Annotated in this window: 18 protein-coding genes and 2 pseudogenes; 7 read left to right on the forward strand and 13 right to left on the reverse strand. The window is 70.7% G+C overall.

All coding sequences use genetic code 11. The annotated features are described in order from the left end of the window. Nucleotides 1-81: 81 nt before the first annotated feature. The 4 genes from QZ607_RS19870 to QZ607_RS19885 all read right to left on the reverse strand — a co-directional run bounded on the left by QZ607_RS19870 (nt 82) and on the right by QZ607_RS19885 (nt 3,110). Nucleotides 82-510, reverse strand: a complete 429-nt coding sequence (locus QZ607_RS19870) for a YeeE/YedE family protein (RefSeq protein WP_295886225.1) — start codon at nt 508-510, stop codon at nt 82-84. Between the two features lie 315 nt (nt 511-825). Beyond that, nucleotides 826-2,049, reverse strand: coding sequence for a DUF3618 domain-containing protein (locus tag QZ607_RS19875; protein WP_295886226.1), 1,224 nt, complete (start codon nt 2,047-2,049; stop codon nt 826-828). Further along, nucleotides 2,046-2,477: a phage holin family protein gene (locus tag QZ607_RS19880; protein ID WP_295886229.1), complete on the reverse strand. Its 432-nt coding sequence runs from the start codon at nt 2,475-2,477 to the stop codon at nt 2,046-2,048. The genes QZ607_RS19875 and QZ607_RS19880 overlap by 4 nt, the downstream gene beginning before the upstream one ends. 12 nt (nt 2,478-2,489) lie before the next feature. Beyond that, nucleotides 2,490-3,110, reverse strand: a complete 621-nt coding sequence (locus QZ607_RS19885; protein WP_295886231.1) for a hypothetical protein — start codon at nt 3,108-3,110, stop codon at nt 2,490-2,492. Nucleotides 3,111-3,463: 353 nt separating this feature from the next. On the opposite strand from QZ607_RS19885, the gene QZ607_RS19890 reads away from it, so the two are divergent. Further along, entirely contained in the window at nt 3,464-3,691 is a 228-nt protein-coding gene (locus tag QZ607_RS19890) for a hypothetical protein (RefSeq protein ID WP_295886232.1), read from the forward strand. Nucleotides 3,692-3,815: 124 nt separating this feature from the next. Here QZ607_RS19890 and QZ607_RS19895 read toward each other — a convergent pair whose 3' ends face one another. After that, nucleotides 3,816-3,989, reverse strand: a complete 174-nt coding sequence (locus QZ607_RS19895) for a YqaE/Pmp3 family membrane protein (RefSeq protein ID WP_295886234.1) — start codon at nt 3,987-3,989, stop codon at nt 3,816-3,818. A 108-nt stretch (nt 3,990-4,097) separates the two neighbouring features. Beyond that, nucleotides 4,098-5,588: a hypothetical protein gene (locus QZ607_RS19900; RefSeq protein ID WP_295886235.1), complete on the reverse strand. Its 1,491-nt coding sequence runs from the start codon at nt 5,586-5,588 to the stop codon at nt 4,098-4,100. A gap of 139 nt (nt 5,589-5,727) precedes the next feature. Between QZ607_RS19900 and QZ607_RS19905 the strand changes: the two genes are divergently transcribed. Both QZ607_RS19905 and QZ607_RS19910 read left to right on the forward strand, forming a co-directional pair. Then, nucleotides 5,728-6,393: a DUF389 domain-containing protein gene (locus QZ607_RS19905; protein WP_295886237.1), complete on the forward strand. Its 666-nt coding sequence runs from the start codon at nt 5,728-5,730 to the stop codon at nt 6,391-6,393. Between the two features lie 106 nt (nt 6,394-6,499). Beyond that, a complete protein-coding gene (locus QZ607_RS19910; RefSeq protein WP_295886240.1) occupies nt 6,500-7,402 on the forward strand; it encodes a class I SAM-dependent methyltransferase in 903 nt (300 codons plus the stop codon). Between the two features lie 340 nt (nt 7,403-7,742). Here the strand turns inward: QZ607_RS19910 and QZ607_RS19915 are convergent, their stop codons facing one another. The 4 genes from QZ607_RS19915 to QZ607_RS19930 all read right to left on the reverse strand — a co-directional run bounded on the left by QZ607_RS19915 (nt 7,743) and on the right by QZ607_RS19930 (nt 12,928). After that, nucleotides 7,743-10,121: a cation-translocating P-type ATPase gene (locus QZ607_RS19915; RefSeq protein WP_295886242.1), complete on the reverse strand. Its 2,379-nt coding sequence runs from the start codon at nt 10,119-10,121 to the stop codon at nt 7,743-7,745. A 120-nt stretch (nt 10,122-10,241) separates the two neighbouring features. Further along, the gene (locus QZ607_RS19920; RefSeq protein ID WP_367268226.1) at nt 10,242-10,835 is read right to left on the reverse strand and encodes a hypothetical protein; all 594 of its coding nucleotides are present in this window, start codon (nt 10,833-10,835) and stop codon (nt 10,242-10,244) included. A gap of 140 nt (nt 10,836-10,975) precedes the next feature. Next, entirely contained in the window at nt 10,976-11,806 is an 831-nt protein-coding gene (locus QZ607_RS19925; protein WP_295886244.1) for an SDR family NAD(P)-dependent oxidoreductase, read from the reverse strand. A gap of 117 nt (nt 11,807-11,923) precedes the next feature. Then, the gene (locus QZ607_RS19930; RefSeq protein WP_295886246.1) at nt 11,924-12,928 is read right to left on the reverse strand and encodes a DUF389 domain-containing protein; all 1,005 of its coding nucleotides are present in this window, start codon (nt 12,926-12,928) and stop codon (nt 11,924-11,926) included. A 460-nt stretch (nt 12,929-13,388) separates the two neighbouring features. Between QZ607_RS19930 and QZ607_RS25955 the strand changes: the two are divergent. Both QZ607_RS25955 and QZ607_RS19940 read left to right on the forward strand, forming a co-directional pair. Next, nucleotides 13,389-13,478: pseudogene (locus tag QZ607_RS25955) on the forward strand (hypothetical protein); the annotation flags it as partial. A gap of 61 nt (nt 13,479-13,539) precedes the next feature. Continuing rightward, nucleotides 13,540-13,692 carry a hypothetical protein gene (locus QZ607_RS19940; protein ID WP_295886250.1) on the forward strand — a complete coding sequence of 51 codons (153 nt, stop codon included), beginning with the start codon at nt 13,540-13,542 and terminating at the stop codon, nt 13,690-13,692. Between the two features lie 469 nt (nt 13,693-14,161). Here the strand turns inward: QZ607_RS19940 and QZ607_RS19945 are convergent, their stop codons facing one another. Beyond that, a complete protein-coding gene (locus tag QZ607_RS19945; protein ID WP_295886252.1) occupies nt 14,162-14,611 on the reverse strand; it encodes a hypothetical protein in 450 nt (149 codons plus the stop codon). A gap of 52 nt (nt 14,612-14,663) precedes the next feature. After that, nucleotides 14,664-14,993, reverse strand: coding sequence for a hypothetical protein (locus tag QZ607_RS19950; protein WP_295886254.1), 330 nt, complete (start codon nt 14,991-14,993; stop codon nt 14,664-14,666). A 642-nt stretch (nt 14,994-15,635) separates the two neighbouring features. On the opposite strand from QZ607_RS19950, the gene QZ607_RS19955 reads away from it, so the two are divergent. Beyond that, nucleotides 15,636-16,562: a DUF305 domain-containing protein gene (locus QZ607_RS19955; protein ID WP_295886256.1), complete on the forward strand. Its 927-nt coding sequence runs from the start codon at nt 15,636-15,638 to the stop codon at nt 16,560-16,562. A gap of 23 nt (nt 16,563-16,585) precedes the next feature. Then, a pseudogene (locus tag QZ607_RS19960) lies at nt 16,586-16,873 on the forward strand (hypothetical protein); the annotation flags it as partial. Between the two features lie 197 nt (nt 16,874-17,070). Here the strand turns inward: QZ607_RS19960 and QZ607_RS19965 are convergent. After that, nucleotides 17,071-17,889, reverse strand: a complete 819-nt coding sequence (locus QZ607_RS19965; RefSeq protein WP_295886258.1) for a lipid-binding SYLF domain-containing protein — start codon at nt 17,887-17,889, stop codon at nt 17,071-17,073. Between the last annotated feature and the right edge of the window lie 30 nt (nt 17,890-17,919).

Here is a 17,919-nt window from a genome sequence, read left to right on the forward strand (position 1 = left end):
GTCTCGGCAGGGTCATGCCGGACAGCGCGAGGCCGGCGGCGAACAGCACGCCCGACGAGAATACGAACAGGTATCCAGGCATCAGAATACCTCCCACAGGTGTCTTACCGCGTAGGTGGTGAGAACCGCAAATCCGAAGAACACGGCGCTCGCCACAATCGAGCGCGGAGCGAGCCGACCGACGCCGCAGACACCGTGGCCGCTGGTGCAGCCGTTACCGATACGGGTTCCGATACCGACCAGGAATCCGCCCAGAATCACGGCGGAGTCGGAAACGTCGATGCGCAGATCGAATGACGCCGGATGCAGCCACAGCATGATCAGGGCACCGGCGAACAGGCCAAGCAAGAACACCGCACGCCACAGGGTGTCGTCCTTCTGCGGGCGCAGGACGCCGCCCATAATGCCGCTGATACCGGCGATTCGGCCGTTGAAGTAGAGCAGGCCGACGGCGGCGAGGCCGATCATGATGCCGCCGATGGTCGAAAGTACGGGCGTAAATCCTTCCATCCTGTCCTCCGGGTCAGGGTTCTCGACTCTACCCACAAGCAATCGCCGTGCCTCCGACTTGCGACAGTGCATTCGGCGCGGGGGCGGGCAAGACGCAGACCAGCAGTGACAGGCCGAGCACGCGCAAGGCACGGCGAAGAAACGGCAGTGAACAGACACATGGGTACCGGCTGCGCAAGCACCCCGCGTAGGTCGCCATCAGCGCTACGTCGCCCGAGCGGGCAGGTAACGCCTTGATCGTCGGACACGCGAGCGCTGACCCGACCTACCAGTGACGAGGTTTGCCGGCGCGCTGGCCGGACGTTCCCGGTCTGATCAGCTCCGGTGCCGCACTTCCTGCGGCTCGCCCTCGCGCTCGAGCTCACGGCGGGCGGCCTCGCCCGCGGCGCCGGCGACGTCCTCCACCCGCTCACGCGTGTCCCGGGCGCGCTCGCGCACTCCTGTGCCCGTGGCGCCGTGCCGCTCGGCCTCGTCGCCGGCCTTGCGGGAGACGGCTGCGCCGGTCTCCCTGGCACGCTCCTTCAGCTCGTGCGGGTGCAGGCCCTGGCGGTGGGCCTCATCGGAGGCGGCCTGCGCCGCCGCCTCGGCGCTGCGCTTGGCGGTGTCGGCCGCAGCCTGGGCCTGTTCCCTTGCGCCCTGCATGCGCTCATCGCTGGCCCGGCCCATCCAGCGGTCCTCGGCGCGGGTGGTGGGTGCACCGGCGCCCAGGGCCGCGCCCGCGGCGACGCCCAGCGCCACCAGCGACAGCGGATAGCGGTCCACGAAATCACTGGTCTGCCGGACCGCCTCGCGGGCGCCGCGCTCGGCGGCCCGCTTCGCCTGCGCAGCGCGGCGACGGGCGTTGTCGCGGGCGCGGGCGACGCGCAGCTTGGCCTCATCGGTGGCCTCGCTCATGCGCTCGCGGGTACGATCAATGCGCGACTTGGCCTCACCGCCTGCGGCCCGGGCCTGCTCGCGGAAGCGCTCGCCGGCGTCGCCCTGGACGTCCCGGGTGCCGCTGCTGCCCGGCTCGATATCCCGACCGCCGGTGCCGGTCCAGGCGGCCGCCGCCGCGGGCCCCAGGTCGTCGTAGAGCAGGCACTCCACCTCGTCGTCGTAGAAGGGATACTCCCGGCGCAGGCAGAAGGCGTACAGGTCGCCGATGGCGGTGTCATCCGGTACCGGGGTCACATCCGGGCTCTCGCCCGCCGCGCCCGTGTCCGACCGCTCGCCGGCGCCGGTCGCCCCGGCGCGGCCGCTGTCCTGCCCCCCGAACATGAGCCAGCCGAGACCGACGCCCACGAGTGCCAGCGGCATGGGATTGTGCTTCGCGGCACTGAACAGCTCGCTGAAATAGCTGCCGGGGCCGCCGCGGAGCTGACGCATCAGCTGCTCGGCGATGTCCTGCGCGGAGAACTTGCTCTCCAGCGCCGAGAGGGTGCGGTCGAGCTCGCGGCGGTGCCGCTCGATGTCCTCCTGCAGGACATCGGGGTCGCGCGGCCAGTCGGTCGGGCCATTGCCGCGCGCATGGGCTTCGGTATCTGTTGCGGTGGCATTCATGTGAGTCTCTCCTTCAGCATGCGGCGGTCGCGGCCGCTCTCGTCGATGGTGCGCTCGGGCGTCAGGGTGCGGGGACTGAGCTTGCTGCGCCCGGCCGCCAGCATGACGCCGCCGATGGCGAGCACCACCAGGGCGACGGTCAGCGGCGACAGCCACAGCGGGGCCGGCAGCACCTGGTAGAGCGCCAGGACGATGGCGTCGAGCAGGACCGCCAGGCCGGCGATGAGCACGATGGCGCCGCCGACGATGGACAGGAGCCCGCTCTTGAGGCCGGTGATACTCTCGCCGACCTCGCCTTTCGCGAGGCTCACCTCGTCACGCAGCAGCGCGGCGAGCTCGTCGATGAAATGGCGCATCAGCCCGGCGATGGAGCGGTTTTCGGAATGCACCCACTCGGGGCGCTCGCTGGCTTGGGTTTGGTCGTTCATGGTCAGTCTCCGTCAGACCTGGGGGCGGTGGGTGGTGACGCCGGCGGGGGTGCGCGGCGTCTCGCGCGGCCAGGCGCCGGGGCTCGTGGGTGCGGTGCCGCGGCGGGCACCGGCGGACGGGCTGTCAGCCGACGCCTCCGGGGTCGAGCTCTTCAGGAAGCGGGCGAGCATGAAACCGGCGATCATGGCGCCACCGAAGCCGAGCGCCGGCTCCTCGCGCACGGTCTCCTCGGTGTCGTGCCAGGCCTCCGCGAGGGGCTTGTTGCGGATGCGCTCCGCGAAGCGACCGGCACTGTCCGCGGCGTTGCCCCAATAGTCCGCCATGGCTTCATGGCCGTCGGCGCGCAGGGATTCCACACCGGCGCGCAGGGCGTCGGCGAACGCGTCCACCTGCTCCGCGGCGTCGAAGCGCCGCTCCTGCATCTCGGCGCCCGCCTGCTCTTGCAGCGACTCGGCACCGGTCTCGGCCGCCGCGCGCACATCTTCGCCGAGCTTGGCGGTCTCGTCCCGGACCGCGGCGGCGGCCTCGTCTGCTTCCCGGCGCAGCTTGGTGCTGGTGTCCTCCTGCGCGCCGGACCCGGTGCCGCTGGGCTGCATGGGCGAGCCCGCTCTGGTTTCGGTCGGATTGGGCATCTGCTGTCTCCGCTCGTTGTGGATGGACCAATGAGGCACGCTGACGGCCATCAAGAACTGTGCCCGTCCAGCCGCGCCCCCTGCAGACTGCGATGTGGGCAGCGGCGTGGGCCGGCGCCGGCGCACTGGGCCGGAAACCCGGCGGTGGGCCGGGGCTTTACCACCGTGAGCAGTTGCATTGACCCGAATGGCGGGCGCGGGGGCAGGCCGTCCGGCGCGTCTGGGGATAGCGCTGGGGGATGGCGCGCGGGGCTGGCACGGCGCTGGCAGTGTCGCCACGGCGTATGGCGTCGGTGTGCTGACAGCGGCCGGCCGGCGCCTGACCAGGAACCACCTGCCGAGGAGACTCACCGATGGCCGACCAACAGCAACCCCCCCAGCATCAAGCGCGTCAGCCGGGACGCGAGGGCGAGATGCGCCCGCAGCCCGAGTACATCCGCGAGAGCTACCGCGGCAGCGACAAGCTGCGCGGCCGCGCCGCCATCGTCACCGGCGGCGACAGCGGCATCGGCCGCGCGCCAGCGAGGACGGCTCTTACATGTCGGGGCAGGTGCTGCACCCCAATGGCGGCGTCGTGGTGAACGGCTGAGGCAAGCGATTCCACCCTGTTGTGCGTCAGGGCCAGGATGGCCCGCCATCGTCAGCGGCTGACGCCGCTGGCCATGGGGGCTCAGGGGCGCCGCGCTTTCCGGCTGCGTGCGCGGGTCAATGCTTCAGAATGACGTACAGGGCGTGAATGATGCCGGGAATGAAGCCGAGGATGGTGAGCAGGATGTTGAGCCAGAAATGGCCCTTGAGCCCGACTTCCAGAAAGACGCCGAGGGGCGGCAGTAGAATGGCGAAAAGAATCTTGATGGGGTCGGTGGCAGTGATGGCCATGCGTGGGTCCTTAATCGACAATGGGTGTCGAGATTGACGCAAAGCCCATGCCGAATGGCGCAGACCCGACGGCACCACGGCCGGACCGGGCAACCATTGCGCTTGCCGCTATTGCCGGCCCTTTCGCGCCGCCGGGCGCGCGGCAGCCGAAGCCCGCTTAAGATCATGGCCGTCAAGGCCCAGGCCGCCTTTGCCGGGCACCCAGCCGCGGCCCTGCGCATGGGCATCCGCCATCGCCAGAAGCCCCACCAGGGTGTTGCGCACGGCGTCCAACGCCGGCAGACCGCCGTGCGGACCGCAACCGAGCACCGTGTTGTCGATGGCAAAGACCCCGCGCCCGGCACCCTGGCCGCGCCCGTCGGCACCGCGGCCGAGGGCGGAGCTGCGCGTGATCCAGCCGTCCCCGGAGCGATACATGCGCGCCGCATAATCCACCCCGGGCCGCGGATGGATGATGGCTTCCGGGGCGAAGCGAAGCTCGGGCACGCCGCCGATGCGCTCCTCGACGAAGCGGGCCAGCGTCGGTGTGCAGTCGCCGGCGAAGACGTCATACGCAAAAGGCTGCGCCACCGGCCGATTCAGGGCGAGCTGCAGCCGTCGGCCGCGCTCCAGCGACGCCTCCAGTATGGCCTCGATGGCGGCCAGACGGCGCTCGCCGCCCGGGCTCGCCCGCAGGCGCCGGCGCACAGCCGGGTCGAAGATGGACTGGCGCAGCGCACGCCAGGTCTCGGGGTCATAGAGATCGCGGTCCACTGGACGCCCCGACGTGTCCAAGAGCCAATCATGGTCCGGATGCGGCAGCGCCTGGTAGGCACTCGGCATCACCGCCATCAGCTCCGGGCGCAGGCTCACCAGACCCAGCTGGTGGCCCCGCATCATGAGCTTGAGCCAAAAGGCCGCGCCTGTATTCGGCACCCCAATGAGTGCCGCGCGCCGCACCTTGGGCGCACCGGCAAAGTCCACCCGGACCTCCTCCGGCGAGCGCCCGAGCACGTCCCGCCCACCAAAGCGCACGAAATAGCGCACCACCAGCCCGCCGGCGCTGTGGCCCAGCAGATCCACCCGCAGCGTCGGCTCGCCGCGGGTGCGGCGCAGCCGCTCGATGAGCTGGTCGAGCCCGGCGGCGGCCCGCACCAGGTCCCGGCGCCAGTCCCAGGGGTAGAGCACGCAGCGGGTCTGCGGCCCCACCGCATCCGGGAGCACGCAGGGTGCGCCCGCCCGTGCCTCCAGGCGCTCGATGAGACCGCCGTAGTAGTCCTGCCCAGGGACGCCGCGGATGACGTCCGCAGCGACGACGCGGGCAGAGGCACTCGCATCCGGCATCATCGGCTCCGCGAGGCGCGCAAAGGCGTTGGGGTCGAGCAGATGGGCCGCGCTGCCGGTCCAGAGCATTCGGCCGTCGGCGGTTTCCAGCGAGGACGCCTCCGCTCCCGGGATCAAGATCACGGGGGTCGCGTCCGCCAGGGCGCTTGGCATGGGCAGCCTGGCATCGTTGTGGATCCGCTCGCAGCCGCCGGACGCCAGGAGCACCAGCACCACCCAGCCGAGGACCAGGCCGGTGCGCCCGAGGCCGCGCCGCCGGCAGACGACAGCCGCCACGGGCGCGTCATCACAATGGGAGGTCGGGTCCGCCATGCCCAGGGCGGTTGCAGCGGGCGTGCCAAGGGGCCGGGGATCGCCTCCCGGGTCGGACCTTGCTTGGACTCAGGCTCCCTTCCCTGTTCCGGAGCATGCCGCCATGCCAGAAGCGAATACAGCCCCGGCGTCCAGGCGCCGCGACCCCGCGCCCGACGCCGTCATGGATCAGCTCATGGCCCGGGCAGAGCCGGGCACCGACTACCTGGTGCTGATGGGCACCGCGGGCGTACTCGCGGCCGTGGCCTTTCTGACCAATTCCGTGCCCATGCTGGTGGGCTCTATGATCGTCGCGCCGATCTTCTCCCCGCTCGCGCTGATCGGCTTCGCCCATGTCGGCAACAGGCCGGAGCAGGTGCAGATGGCGCTGCGGGCCGTGGGCCTCGGCCTCGGCGTGGCGGTCCTGGCCGCCATGGCGACCACCTTCATCCTCAACGTCACCAACGTCTTCCCGCCGGACGAGAATCTGTTCGACAAGCCGCTGCTGAAAGAGCGGCTCAGTGTGGGCTGGTTCAGCGCCGTCTCCGCGGCGGCCGCCGGCATTGCCGGCAATATCGCCCTGTCCCGCGATCGCTTCGACAGCCTCATCGGCGTCCTCGCGGCACTGGCCCTGGTGCCCGCAGGCGCTGCCGCGGGCATTGCCCTGATGTCCGGGAACCTCGGCATGGCCTTCGGTGGCCTCATGCTGCTGGCGGTGAACACCGGCGTCGCGGTGGTCAGCGGCGTCGCGACACTGCGGTGGCTGGAAGGCACGGCCGACAAGACCTGAAACGGCGCCGGTACCGCGCCCTCTACGGACCAGGCCCGGCGGCGCAGCCGGCACGCACCCGCCCGGTTGCGACCCGGCGGCGCAGACACCGACACCCGGAGAGCCCATGACCCCCGATGCAAGCAGCCCGAGCCCGCCGGCGCCGGCTTCAACGCGGCAACAGGAAACCGCCGGCCCGGAGACCGCCCCAGAGGCCCCCGACTACGCGCCCATGCTGTTCGCATATCACCGCGCCCACGCGGCCGAGCTCAAGGCGATGATCGCGACCCTGCCGCTCGGCCCCGCCGACCGGGTGCTGGATGTGGCCTGCGGCGACTGCGCCCACGCCCAATGGCTGGCGCAGCGGGTCACGGACGGTGTGGTGCTCGGCATCGACATCTCGGCCCCCTATCTGCACCTCGCCGAGCGGCAGCTCGAGACCGCCGCCGCAGGCAGCGGAGCCAAAGCCGCGCCCGTGCTCCTGTGCGCCGCCGCGGCAGAGGCGCTGCCCCTGCCCGCCGCCAGCATCGACCTCGGCTGGTGCGCGCACAGCCTGTACAGCTTGCCGGAGCCCATGACGGCGCTGCGCGAGCTGCGGCGGGTGGTGCGCCCAGGCGGCCATGTGGCGGTGCTGGAGCAGGATTCGCTGCATCGGGTGGTGCTGCCCTGGCCGGCGGACCTGGAGCTGGCCCTGCAGCAGGCGCAGCTGCGCGCACTCCAGCGGCGGCCCAACGGCCCGGGCAAGTATTTCGCTGCACGCCGGCTGGCGACGCTGCTGGAGGACGCCGCGCTGGACACGGTGTCGGTGCAGCCCTTCTCCACCATGCGCCGGGCCCCGCTCGACGGGGACGAGCGCTGCTACCTCGACGGCCTGCTGGACGACCTGCGCGCCAAGGCGGCACCCTACCTGGCCCCCGCCATGCGCGATCGCTTCGAGCGCCTGTGCGATCCCGGCGCCGACACCTACCTGCTGGACCGGCCGGATTTCCACGCCACCTACCTCGACGTCCTCGCCGTCGGGCGTCGCTGAGCCCGCCCCGCGGCCCGCCTCCATGCGGGCTTTGACGTGCTGACGCAGTATCCGCGGGGTCTGCCGGCGCCGACGGCGCGCGCTCAGGCGCCGCCGGGGCTCTGCTGCCGCGCCGACGGCGCCGGCTTGTCCGCAGGCGGCTCCAAGCGCTTCGGCGGCTCCGTCGGCGGCAGCTGGGTACCCCCCACGGGCCCGATGAAGGGCGCCATCCGCTCCATGACGCCGTCGCGCCTGCGGTGTGCCGACGGCGCTCGGGGGACCTCCTGTTCGGTGGTTTTCAGTCGGGGGGGATATGCAGCGCCGCCGGCGGCGGCGCCCGGACAGGGCCCGCGGCAGCGGGTCAGCGTGCCTCGACGGCGCCCGCCGGCGCACCCCGGCGCCGCAGCGCTCGCAACAGCAGCTTGCGCAGCTCTTCCAGCACGAGCACGCTGGAGGCGACCGCCGCCGCCAGCAGCCAGTCACCGGCACGGAGCGCCGTGGTGCCGAAAATGTCCTGCGCCGGCGGCCAGTGGACCACGGCGACCTGCAGCAGCAGTACCCCGAGCAGCGCCAGCCACAGCTTGCGGTTGCGCAGGAAATTGGCGTTGAAGGCGCTGCCTTGCTCGGCGCGGGCATTGAAGACGTTGAAGAACTGGAACAGCACGAAGGTGGTGAAGGCCAGGGTGACGGCATAGACCGGCTCCGCATGCTGCTCCAGGCCGTAGACGAACAGGCCCAGGGTCCCGGCCGTCATCACCGTGCCGAACAGCACCAGCCGCAGCAGCCGCCAACCGGACAGGATCTGCGCACCGCGGGGGCGCGGCGGCTCCGCCATGAGCCCCGGCCGCGCCGGCTCGACGCCCAGGGTCATGGCCGGCGGCCCGTCCATGATGATGTTGATCCACAGGATCTGGATCGGCGTGAAGGGCGATGGCAGCGCCAGCAGTGTGGCCCCCAGCACCGTCAGGATGGCGCCGATGTTCGTCGAGAGCTGGAAGCGCACGAACTTGACGATGTTGTCGTAGATGACCCGCCCCTCCTCCACCGCCCGGACGATGGTGGCGAAGTTGTCGTCGGTGAGCACCAGGGTCGCCGCCTCCCGCGTCACCGCGGTGCCGGTCATACCCATGGCGACGCCGATGTCGGCGGCCTTGAGCGCCGGGGCGTCGTTGACGCCGTCGCCGGTCATGGCCGCCACATGGCCGTCCGCCTTCAGCGCCTGCACGATGGCGACCTTGTGCCGGGGTGCCACCCGTGCAAAGACAGCCACGTCGTCGATGCGCCCGGCGAGATCGTCGATGCTCATGGTGTCCAGCTCGGCGCCCGTCACCACCGCGTCCGCCGCATCCGTGAGCCCGAGCTCCCGGGCCACCGCGGCGGCGGTGATGCGGTGGTCTCCGGTGATCATCTTCACCTGGATGCCGGCGGCGCGGCAGCGGGCGATGGCCTGGGCGGCCTCCGGGCGCGGCGGGTCCATGAGCCCGGCGAGGCCGAGGAAGGTCCAGTCCTGGGCCCATTGCCAAAGGACGTCGCCGGGGTCGAAGTCCGCGGCGGGGATGTTTCGGCAGGCCACCGCGAGGACGCGCAGCGCGTTGTCGGCGAAGACCTGGTTCACGGCACCGGCCGCCCGCCGCGCGGCGTCGTCGAGGGGCTGCGCCCTGCCGTCCGCCCCCTGCCAATGGGTCGAGCGCGTGAGCAGCACATCGGGGGCGCCCTTCACATACATGGCCACCTGGCCGCCGGCGGCGTGGAAGATCGCCATGAACTTGTGCGCGGAGTCGAACGGGATCTCCGCGATGCGCGGGTGGTGCGCCTGCGCCGCCTGTGGGTCCAGGCCGCCCTTCTGCGCCAGCACATAGAGCGCTCCCTCGGTGGGGTCGCCCACCAGCTCGCCGTCGCGGACGCGGGATTCGGTGCAGAGCGCCATGGGCAGCAGGAAGGGCTCCAGCGCCGGTGCATCCGCCGGCCAGTGGATGCGCCCGTTCGGCTCGTAGCCCTGGCCGGTGATCTCGAAGGCGCGCTCGGCATACCAGCCGGCGCGGGCGGTCATCTGATTCAGGGTCAGGGTGCCGGTCTTGTCCGAGCAGATGACCGTCGTGGAGCCCAGGGTCTCCACCGCGGCGAGCTTCTTCAGGATCGCCTGGTTGCGGGCCATGCGCCACATGCCGATGGCTAGGGTCACGGTCACCACCGCCGGCAGGCCCTCGGGGATGGCCGCGACGGCGAGCGCGACGGCGGTGAGCGCGGCGTCCACCAGCGGCGCATCCCGGGCCAGCGTCAGCGCAAACAGGACCAGCACCACGGCGCCGGCGATGGCCGCGAGCCGCTTGCCGAGCACGTCGAGCTGGCGCTGCAGCGGCGTCTGCGACTCCGGCGTGGCAGCGATCATCCCGGCGATGCTGCCCATCTCCGTGTCCATGCCGGTGGCGGTGACCAGCAGCTCGCCGCGCCCGCGGGTGACCACGGTGTCTTTGAGGTCGCCGATGGCCCAGGCCAGCACCGCCGCGAACAGCAGGACCATGACCAGCCAGCTCCTGAACTGGTCCAGCAGCTTGAGCCACACCGGCCTGGGCCGGGTCTCGGCGAGGCGGTTCTCGCCGTGGCGGGCGAGCCGCGGTGCCGCCTGCGCCGCGGTGAGGCCGCGGGCGGGGTCGGTGTCCAGCGCCGCCGCGGCCTCCGCGGTGGTCAGGGTGTGCCAGGCGTCGGTGCGCGGGCGGGGGGCGTGAGCGGCGTCGTTCATGACGGTTTCTCTGGATTTCGGGACTGCGGGAAGAGGTTTCGCGACAGGCGCGTGGCGGCGCCGGCGTGCGGTTGCATCAGCTCGCGCAGCTGCAGCCCTGGGTCGGTGGGCAGCCGGCGCTCACCACCACCAGATCACCATCGCCAGGGCGAGCAGGGTCAGGCCCAGGGCCATGAGCCTGTAGTTGGCATACCAGGGCGTGCCGGCCAGCGCGCGAGTCTCCTCGCGCCACAGGGTGCGCCCCCAGGTGCAGCGCTGCTCCTGCTCGGGGTCCGGCGGACGCGTCGCCATGCTCACCGCCACCAGGATCGCCGTGCTCAGCGCGAACATGATCCCGGCAGCGTAGAGGTACTGGAGCGACAGCCGGCCGAACAGCTCGTTGGTCATCCAGCCGAGGATGCCCAGCGGCACGCCGACGGCGAGGGTGGCCATGGCGCCGGCGCTGTTGGCCCGCCGCCAGAAGATCCCGATGATGAATACGGCCGTCACCGGCGGCGTGATATAGGACATGAAGGACTGGAGGTACTGCCAGAGGGTCGGGAACCTCAGCACGACGGGCGTCCACAGGATGGCCGCGACCATGAAGCCCACCGTGGACCAGCGGCCCCAGCGGGTCAGCCCGGCATCGCTGGTGGCGGGCCGGAAGGTGCGCACGAAATCCATGGTGAACAGGGTCGCCGCGGAGTTGAAGATGGCCTCCAGGCTGGACAGGATCGCGGCGCGCCGCCCACCAGCCGAACAGCAGGCGGGTGCCGATCACGTACACGGCGACCACCGCGATGTCCCAGGGGCTGATCCGCAGCTCAGGCATGTCGCGATGTGCAGTAGGTCCGCCGCCCGCGGGACGGCGGCGGTCAGCCGGCGCCCGTGAGCTGCCGGATGAGGTCCATCAGCCGCCGCCGCGCCTGCGGGTCGCGGGCCTGGACAGCGGGCTCGGCGCGCTCGAAGCGGTCGAAGTAATGACCGGTCACGCCCGCCAGCGCCGAGGCCGTGGCCAGGTGGACCTCGGCCTCGGCACCGTCCGCCGCCGGCCCGTGCGCGCGGCCGAAGCCCTCGCGGACCATCTTGGTATCCAGCAGTGTGCCTGGATGCAGAGCGTTGACAATGACGCCGCGGGATTGCAGCCGCTCGGCCAGCTCGATGGTCGCCATCACCAGCGCGAGCTTGCTCTGCGCATACGCGAGCATGCCGTCATAGCCGTGCCTGAGCTGCGGGTCATCGAAGTCGATGGGACTCTGGGCGGCGGAGGCGACCATGACCACCCGGGCCTCGCCCCGGGACCTGGCAGTGTCCGCGAGCAGATCCGACAGCAATCGGGTGAGCAGCACCGGCGCCAGCGCGTTCACGGCGAAATGCAGCTCATGGCCGTCGTCGCTCTCGCGCCGCGGGCCGCGCGGGTCGCCGACGCCGGCGTTGTTGATCAGGATATCGAGGCGGGGTGTGCGCTCCAGCACCGTGTCGGCGAGCCGCCGCACCCGCGCCACTGCGGCCAGGTCCGCCACCACGCCCTGCGCGTCGCCGCCGTCGCCGCGGATCATCTCGACGACCCGCTCCACCTTGCCCGGGTTGCGCCCGTGCACGAGCACGGTGGCGCCGTCCGCGGCGAGGCGCCGCGCCGTCAGCTCGCCGATGCCGTCGGTGGCGCCGGTGACCAGGGCCACGCGGCCGGTGACATCCTCGCTCATGCGGTCTCCTCCCGGGCAACGCAGGTGTGTGCCCCAACTGGCTTAGCAGTATCCATGCCGGCGGCCGGCGCGCGCGCCTGCATTGCTTGCGGGAGATGACCGAGAACGCAGTCCGGCTCAATCCATCACACTCACGCTGACCTGCGGCTCCACGCCCCGCCAGCGGTCCACCAGCGCCGCCTCCACTTCGGCACGCAGCCGGGCTGCGAGGTCCTGCGCGGCCGCCGACCCACCCGCGGCATCGCCCGTGGGCTGCGCATAGATCTGCCCGAGCAGGGTTGCCTGCCCGGCCTGGCGCTGGCCGGTAAAGCGGAAGCTCGCCTCCAGCACTCGCGCCGCCCCCTGCTGCTGCACGGCATCCTCCGCCAGCTCCTGCGCCTTGCGGACGATACTGAGGCGCTCGAGCCCGGCGTCGCCGCCGAACTGCCAGAGCACGAGTCCGATGAGGCAAGCCGCCGTCGCCGCCAGCGCCGCCATGCCGCCGCGGTGGCGCTTGCGGCCGAAGCGGGGTCCGCTCGCCGCAACCCCGTAGCGCCAGAACACCAGCGCCCCGGCGAGCAGGATGCCGAGGAACTGCAGGACGAGCAGGAACAGACCGCTGCGCGCCATCTCCCAGCGCCCGAGCACCAGGGCCGCGCCGAGCAGGCCCGCCGGCGGCGCCAGGGACACCGCCACCAGCATGCCCACGGCGGCGGTGGACACCAGGCTGTCGCGCTCCGACTGCACCAGGCCCACGGCACCGGCCGCACCGGAAACCAGCGCCAGCACCAGCGCCGATTCCATGATCAGCGAGACATCGACCATCAGTGCCGTCGGCCCCAGCAGACCTGTGCCCCAGGTGGCGAGGGCCGAGGTTGCCACCGCCACCGCGAGTCCCGCCCAGTAGCGCAGGACGCTGGAGCCGAGCAGCTTCAGATCCCCGCTGACGGCACCGATGGCCGCGTTCATGGCGGGACCGGCGTAGGGCGCGATGAGCATCGCCGCCACCAGCAGGTGGACGATATTCGTGGCGAATGCGACCCAGACAACGACACCGGAGGTGAGGGAGAAGACCAGCTCGCGGGCCGCCGCCGCGACCTCGCCGCCCCGGCCCCGCGGCACTTGGATATGCAGCTCGCGCATCTGTGTCCTCCGTCCTCTCCCACAGGGGTAGACGCCATGGTCGCCGGCGCCGTGCATGGCCGGGACAGAACGCAGCAACGCTTATGCCATTGCGCGGGGGACGGCGGCCGGCCGTCGTGCGCGCCCCCAGCCACGCAGGAGCATGCGGCGCAGGCCCCGGCGCGGCGGCGCGAAGTGGGCATTGCCACCGCTGGCAAGGGCAAATCCCCCGGCGGCGCCACGGCTCCCCGGCCTGGCGGCGGCTCGCCTCCCCCGGGGTCCGGCGAATGCCGACGGGGCAGCCTTGCCGCTGCGCGTTGGCAGGAAGCCTGCATACGGGCGCCTGACGCCGGCGGCCGTGCACGCAGCGCTCACCGCCGTATCCCCACCTGCAGAGTCAGTCCCGCATTCAGCCATGCCCGGACCCGTCGCCCGCCTGGGCAGCTCCCTCAAGACCTCCGCCGGCGACGTCGTCTTCGGCATGGAAGACAGCGCGGTGTCCGTCTTCGGGCTCGTCTTCGGTGTCGCTGCAGCCACTGACCAGACCGACCAGGTGCTGGTGGCCGGCATCACCGGCGCCTTTGCCGCCGCCGTCTCCATGATGGCGGGTGCCTTTCTGGAGCGACAATCCGGTGGCGGCCATTGTGCGACGGCGCCCGGCACTGGCTATGGTCACGGGAGACTTCGTCTACGGCCCGACGGACGAGGACATGGACGATGTCCGCGAGGAATGGCGGGAGTCCGAGCTGATACCGAGCTGGGACCCGACGGCGGCGACGGATTGACGGCCGCAGAGCCGCTCGCGCGGGGCCGCGGGCCATTCAGGCAAGCTCTGGCTCGCGGGCATTGGTCCCGTCTATCCGCAGCTGGCGGACGCCGTGGCGACCCTCACCTGGATCAGGCTCACCCGCGGGCAGCCGGACAGCGGCCAGGCACCAGAGCCCGCCACGGGCGCCAGCGCCCGCTGCGCCGTTCGCTGCCGCGCCGCCAGGCAGCCAGGCCGCCCGCAGCCACCCCCATGCCCGCCATCCATCGCGCCCTAGGCCGCGTCAGCGACAGCGTAAGCCGACAGTCGACGGGTGATGAGAGCGCAGGGTCGGCGGCGTACGCGAGCGCAGGGTCGGGTAATGGGTGGGAAATCGCAGGCAACCCGAGAACGCCGTTTTCGGGCCGCTGAATTGCCAGCGGCTCGAGCCGCTGACAACGCCGGGGCATCCTGCCCCGCACGGGACGTGCCGATCAATCGGCCTTGTCCTAGTTGCTGCTGGCCACACCCTGGCCCATCGGAAACATCTCGGCAGCCCACTGCGCGATGATGACGGGCTTGCCGTTGATGCGTCCGGCACGGCCGCTCACGAACAGGATGTCGCCTTGCTGAAGATCCAGCTTCTCCTGCTGGCCCTGTGCGCCGAGGTCCACCACCAGGCGCTTGTCCCGTTGCTCGATGCGCACGAGCTTGTGCGCCTGGTCGATGCCCTTGATCTGGATGTCCTGATCGTCCACGACGCGGCCGATGACCATGCGCTGGCGGCCCTGGCCCTCATCGCCACCGGCGCGGGCCTGGCGGTCGCTTGCGTCGCTCTGCTGCATCCCCTGCTGCTGCGCACCCATTTGCCCGCCCTGCGCCGAGCTCTGCTCGGCGAAGGCGATGGTACTCACGGCGGCGAAGGCGATGGCGGATGCCGTTGTCTTGAGATGTTTCATGGCCTGTGTCTCCAAATCGGATTGCGGTGGGTATTGGATTGCGCTTCGCGTGTCACTGGGATTCGGGGATGTCGCCGGGGGACGTCTGCCAACCGAGGAAGGGCCTGTTCCACCATTCCTGGTCCGCACGCTCATAGGCGGACCAATCATCGGCGTAGCGCTCATCGTCCCACCACTCGTCGTTCTCAGCCACGTCCGCCTCATAGTCGAAGTCGCGGTCGTAGTAGCCGTAATCGTCCCTGTCCCAGTTCCCGGACTGGAAGGTGCCGTAGTCGTCATCGTTCCAGTAGGCGCGCTCGTCCCAGGGCTCCAGCGCGTGCGCGCCGAGCGAGCCCAGCGCGAAGGTGACGAGAAGCAGTGAAAAGCCGGTCAGTCGTTTCATCAAGGGATCCTCCGTCGTGGCAATAGGGGTCGGCGTCATCGCCGGCCTGCCCGCTTCGGTTTGCGGGTCTCGGACATGCAGCAACCGCGATGCCAGCCCGCGCAGACGCCCGGGGTGGCAGGTCGATGCAGGGTGCCTGGCCGACGGCGCTGCGTTGGCCGGAGCCCAAACTTCCCAGCGCGGCACGCAGGTCGGCGGGAGCCGTCTGTGCGGGCGTTGCGGGTGATGCCGTCGGCTCTGAACCGCGCCGGCGGTGGGGCGTCGACAGAGGCGCGCTCAGTGGGCGCACTGGGCGACGCTGCCGCAACCCCGCGGCGCGACCGAGGCCGCGCCCACTACCCTGCCCTCGGCCCTGATAGGTGGTGAACACCACCGCCGGCGTGGGATTCCAACCTGTCCGTATCGCCATGCCCCGGCAGGCGGGATGCGGCGCGTCCCGCGGCCCCGCACGTCTTCGGCCGGGGCCTGAAATCCCCCGGTGTGGCATCGGCTGTGCACTGCTGTTGTGGGGTCTGTTCGGCCTGGTCGGGGTGAGCGCTGTTCGGCACTGCGCTTGAGCGCAAAGGCCCGCCACCCCACCGCGCCGAGCACGCCGGGAATGGCCCGGTCGGCCGGGCAACAGCGCATGCAGTGAGGCCAGACATGTCCTATATCCGCTTCGGCCTGATGATTCTCACATCGGCGGTGGTGATGCTCATCCTGATGTATCTGAACACCTACGCCTGGGAGCACCTGTTCTTTTCCGAGACACGCGCTTACATGGCCATTCTGATGGGCGCTGCCATGGCCATCGTGATGCTCGCCTACATGCTGGGCATGTACGCCAATGGGCCGCTCAACCTGGCCATCTTCGTCGGTGCCGCCATCGTCTTCGCGCTGTCGCTCTGGCTCGTGCGCAGCCAGGTGACGGTCTCCGGGCCAAGCTACATGCGGGCGATGATCCCGCACCATTCCATCGCCATCCTGACGTCGGAGCGGGCACAGATCCGCGATCCGCGCGTGCGCAAGCTCGCGGACGAGATCATCTCGGCCCAGCGCCGGGAGATCGCCGAGATGCGCTGGCTTATCGCCGAGGTCGCGGCCGGCAGAACCGTGGACAGCATCTACCAGGACCCGCCCGCGGCGCCCGGCACGGTGGCGCAGGCCCTCGACAACACCCTCGTCAGCCACCTGGATCCCGCCCCCGTGCCAAAGGCCGACGCTGCGCCGATGCTCGGCACCGCGGACCGCTGTGCCTTCCGCCGCAGCCCCGCGTCGCACCCCATTCTGTGGGCGGCCCAGGACGGCAGCACGGCGGTCATGCAGCTGAACGGCGTGCTGCTCCAGCTCGACGGCGCAGGGCGCACCGGCGGCCTTAGCGCCGAGTACCGCACGGAAGGCGCCCGGGTTGTGGTGCGCCCCTTGGGCGAGGCGGCCGACTGGCGCGCCGACGCCGAGCTCGTATTCACACTGGGCACGGGCCTGAGCGCCGGCTACCGCGGCTTCTACCGCTGTGGCGACCCCGAGCCGAGCAACCAACAGGCGGTGGGGGTCGCCGTCGGCGGCCGTCTGCCCCACCTCCTCAACTGACGGATTCGACCCATGCAACCCCTTTGCAATTCGGCGTATGGCCGGCACGACCACCCCGCCTTGCCCCCAGTCAAGCCCCTGCACCCACGCTGATGCTGCTCATGGATCTGCTGCTGTTCGGCATTTACGGCATCACGGTCTGGGCCGTGCAGATGCTCTGGATTCCGGTTTTCGCCGCCGGCGTCATCACCGGCGTCGGCCACTACTGGGGCTATCGCAATTTCGAGACCCCGGACGCCTCCACCAACATCCTCCCCAGGGGTGCGCTGATCGGCAGCGAAGAGCTCCACAACAATCACCACGCTGTGCCGCCGCTGTGCTGGCGCGCACCCGCCGCCAGCTGGATGCAGCCGGTCGGCCGAGCCTTCAGGCCCAGCGCTGGACGAGCGTGCGCTTGGCGACCGTGCTTACGGACATGCGCCTGCCAAGCGCCCGGGCGGTGTTCACCAGGGCGCCCCGCAGGCGGGCGGGTCACACGCGCCGGCGTATGACCCGCGCGTGCCGGGCGTTACTGCTTCTCGCCGTCCTTGCTCCCCGACCTCTCGGACGCCTTCTGCGCGGCCGCGTCCATCTTGTCCTGCTTGTCGGTGTCGCTGTTGGCCTCTTCCAGCGCGCTGAACTCCGAGCGCATGTCGCTGTCCTGCATCGGGTCGCTGATCTCGCCGACGATGATGGCCACGGGCTCCACCACACTGCCGTAGTAGGCGGCATTGGCTTCGTCGTCGGCGAAGATGTCCGTAACGCTGATGGACAGGTCGCCATAGAGGCCCTCCGTATCCGACCAGATGACGACATCGGCCCCCTTGCCGGCGGTGGCCTGGGCACGCTCCGACCAATTCAGGATCGTCAGCCCCGCATCCGCATTCAGCGAGAAGTTGTGCTCGTCACGGAAGCCCCGCAGCGCCTTATCGCTCAGGATCATGAAGGCGATGGAGCCGCCCTCGATACCAGCCGTGGCGCCAACATTGACGGCGCCGATGTTGTAGAACGCGGGACCGGACCAGCCGTCGTCGGTGCGGCTCATCAAGACACCCTGGCCACCGGCGGCACCGGCAATGAAGGAGGCGCGCGCATAGTCGGGCACCACGAACACGGCCTGCGCGCGATCCAGCACCTTGCGCGCATCCGCGTCATCATTCATCTGCTCAACCACATCCGCGGCCTCTTTCAGCGTCTCCTTGGCATTGCGCAGCTCGCCACTGCGCTCGCTCATCTCATCGTCGTCGGCATAGTCCTTCTCTTCGGCGCAGAGCAGGCCGGGCCCTGCGAGGACGAGGCTCAGTAACAGTTCATTAACAAACAAGGCATCTTTCTTCAGGTGACGCATGCAAAAACTTCCTTAAGATTTTGAAAATAG

Origin of the sequence: uncultured Thiohalocapsa sp., from assembly GCF_913063425.1 — a bacterium.
In the GTDB taxonomy this organism is placed as follows: domain Bacteria; phylum Pseudomonadota; class Gammaproteobacteria; order Chromatiales; family Chromatiaceae; genus Thiohalocapsa.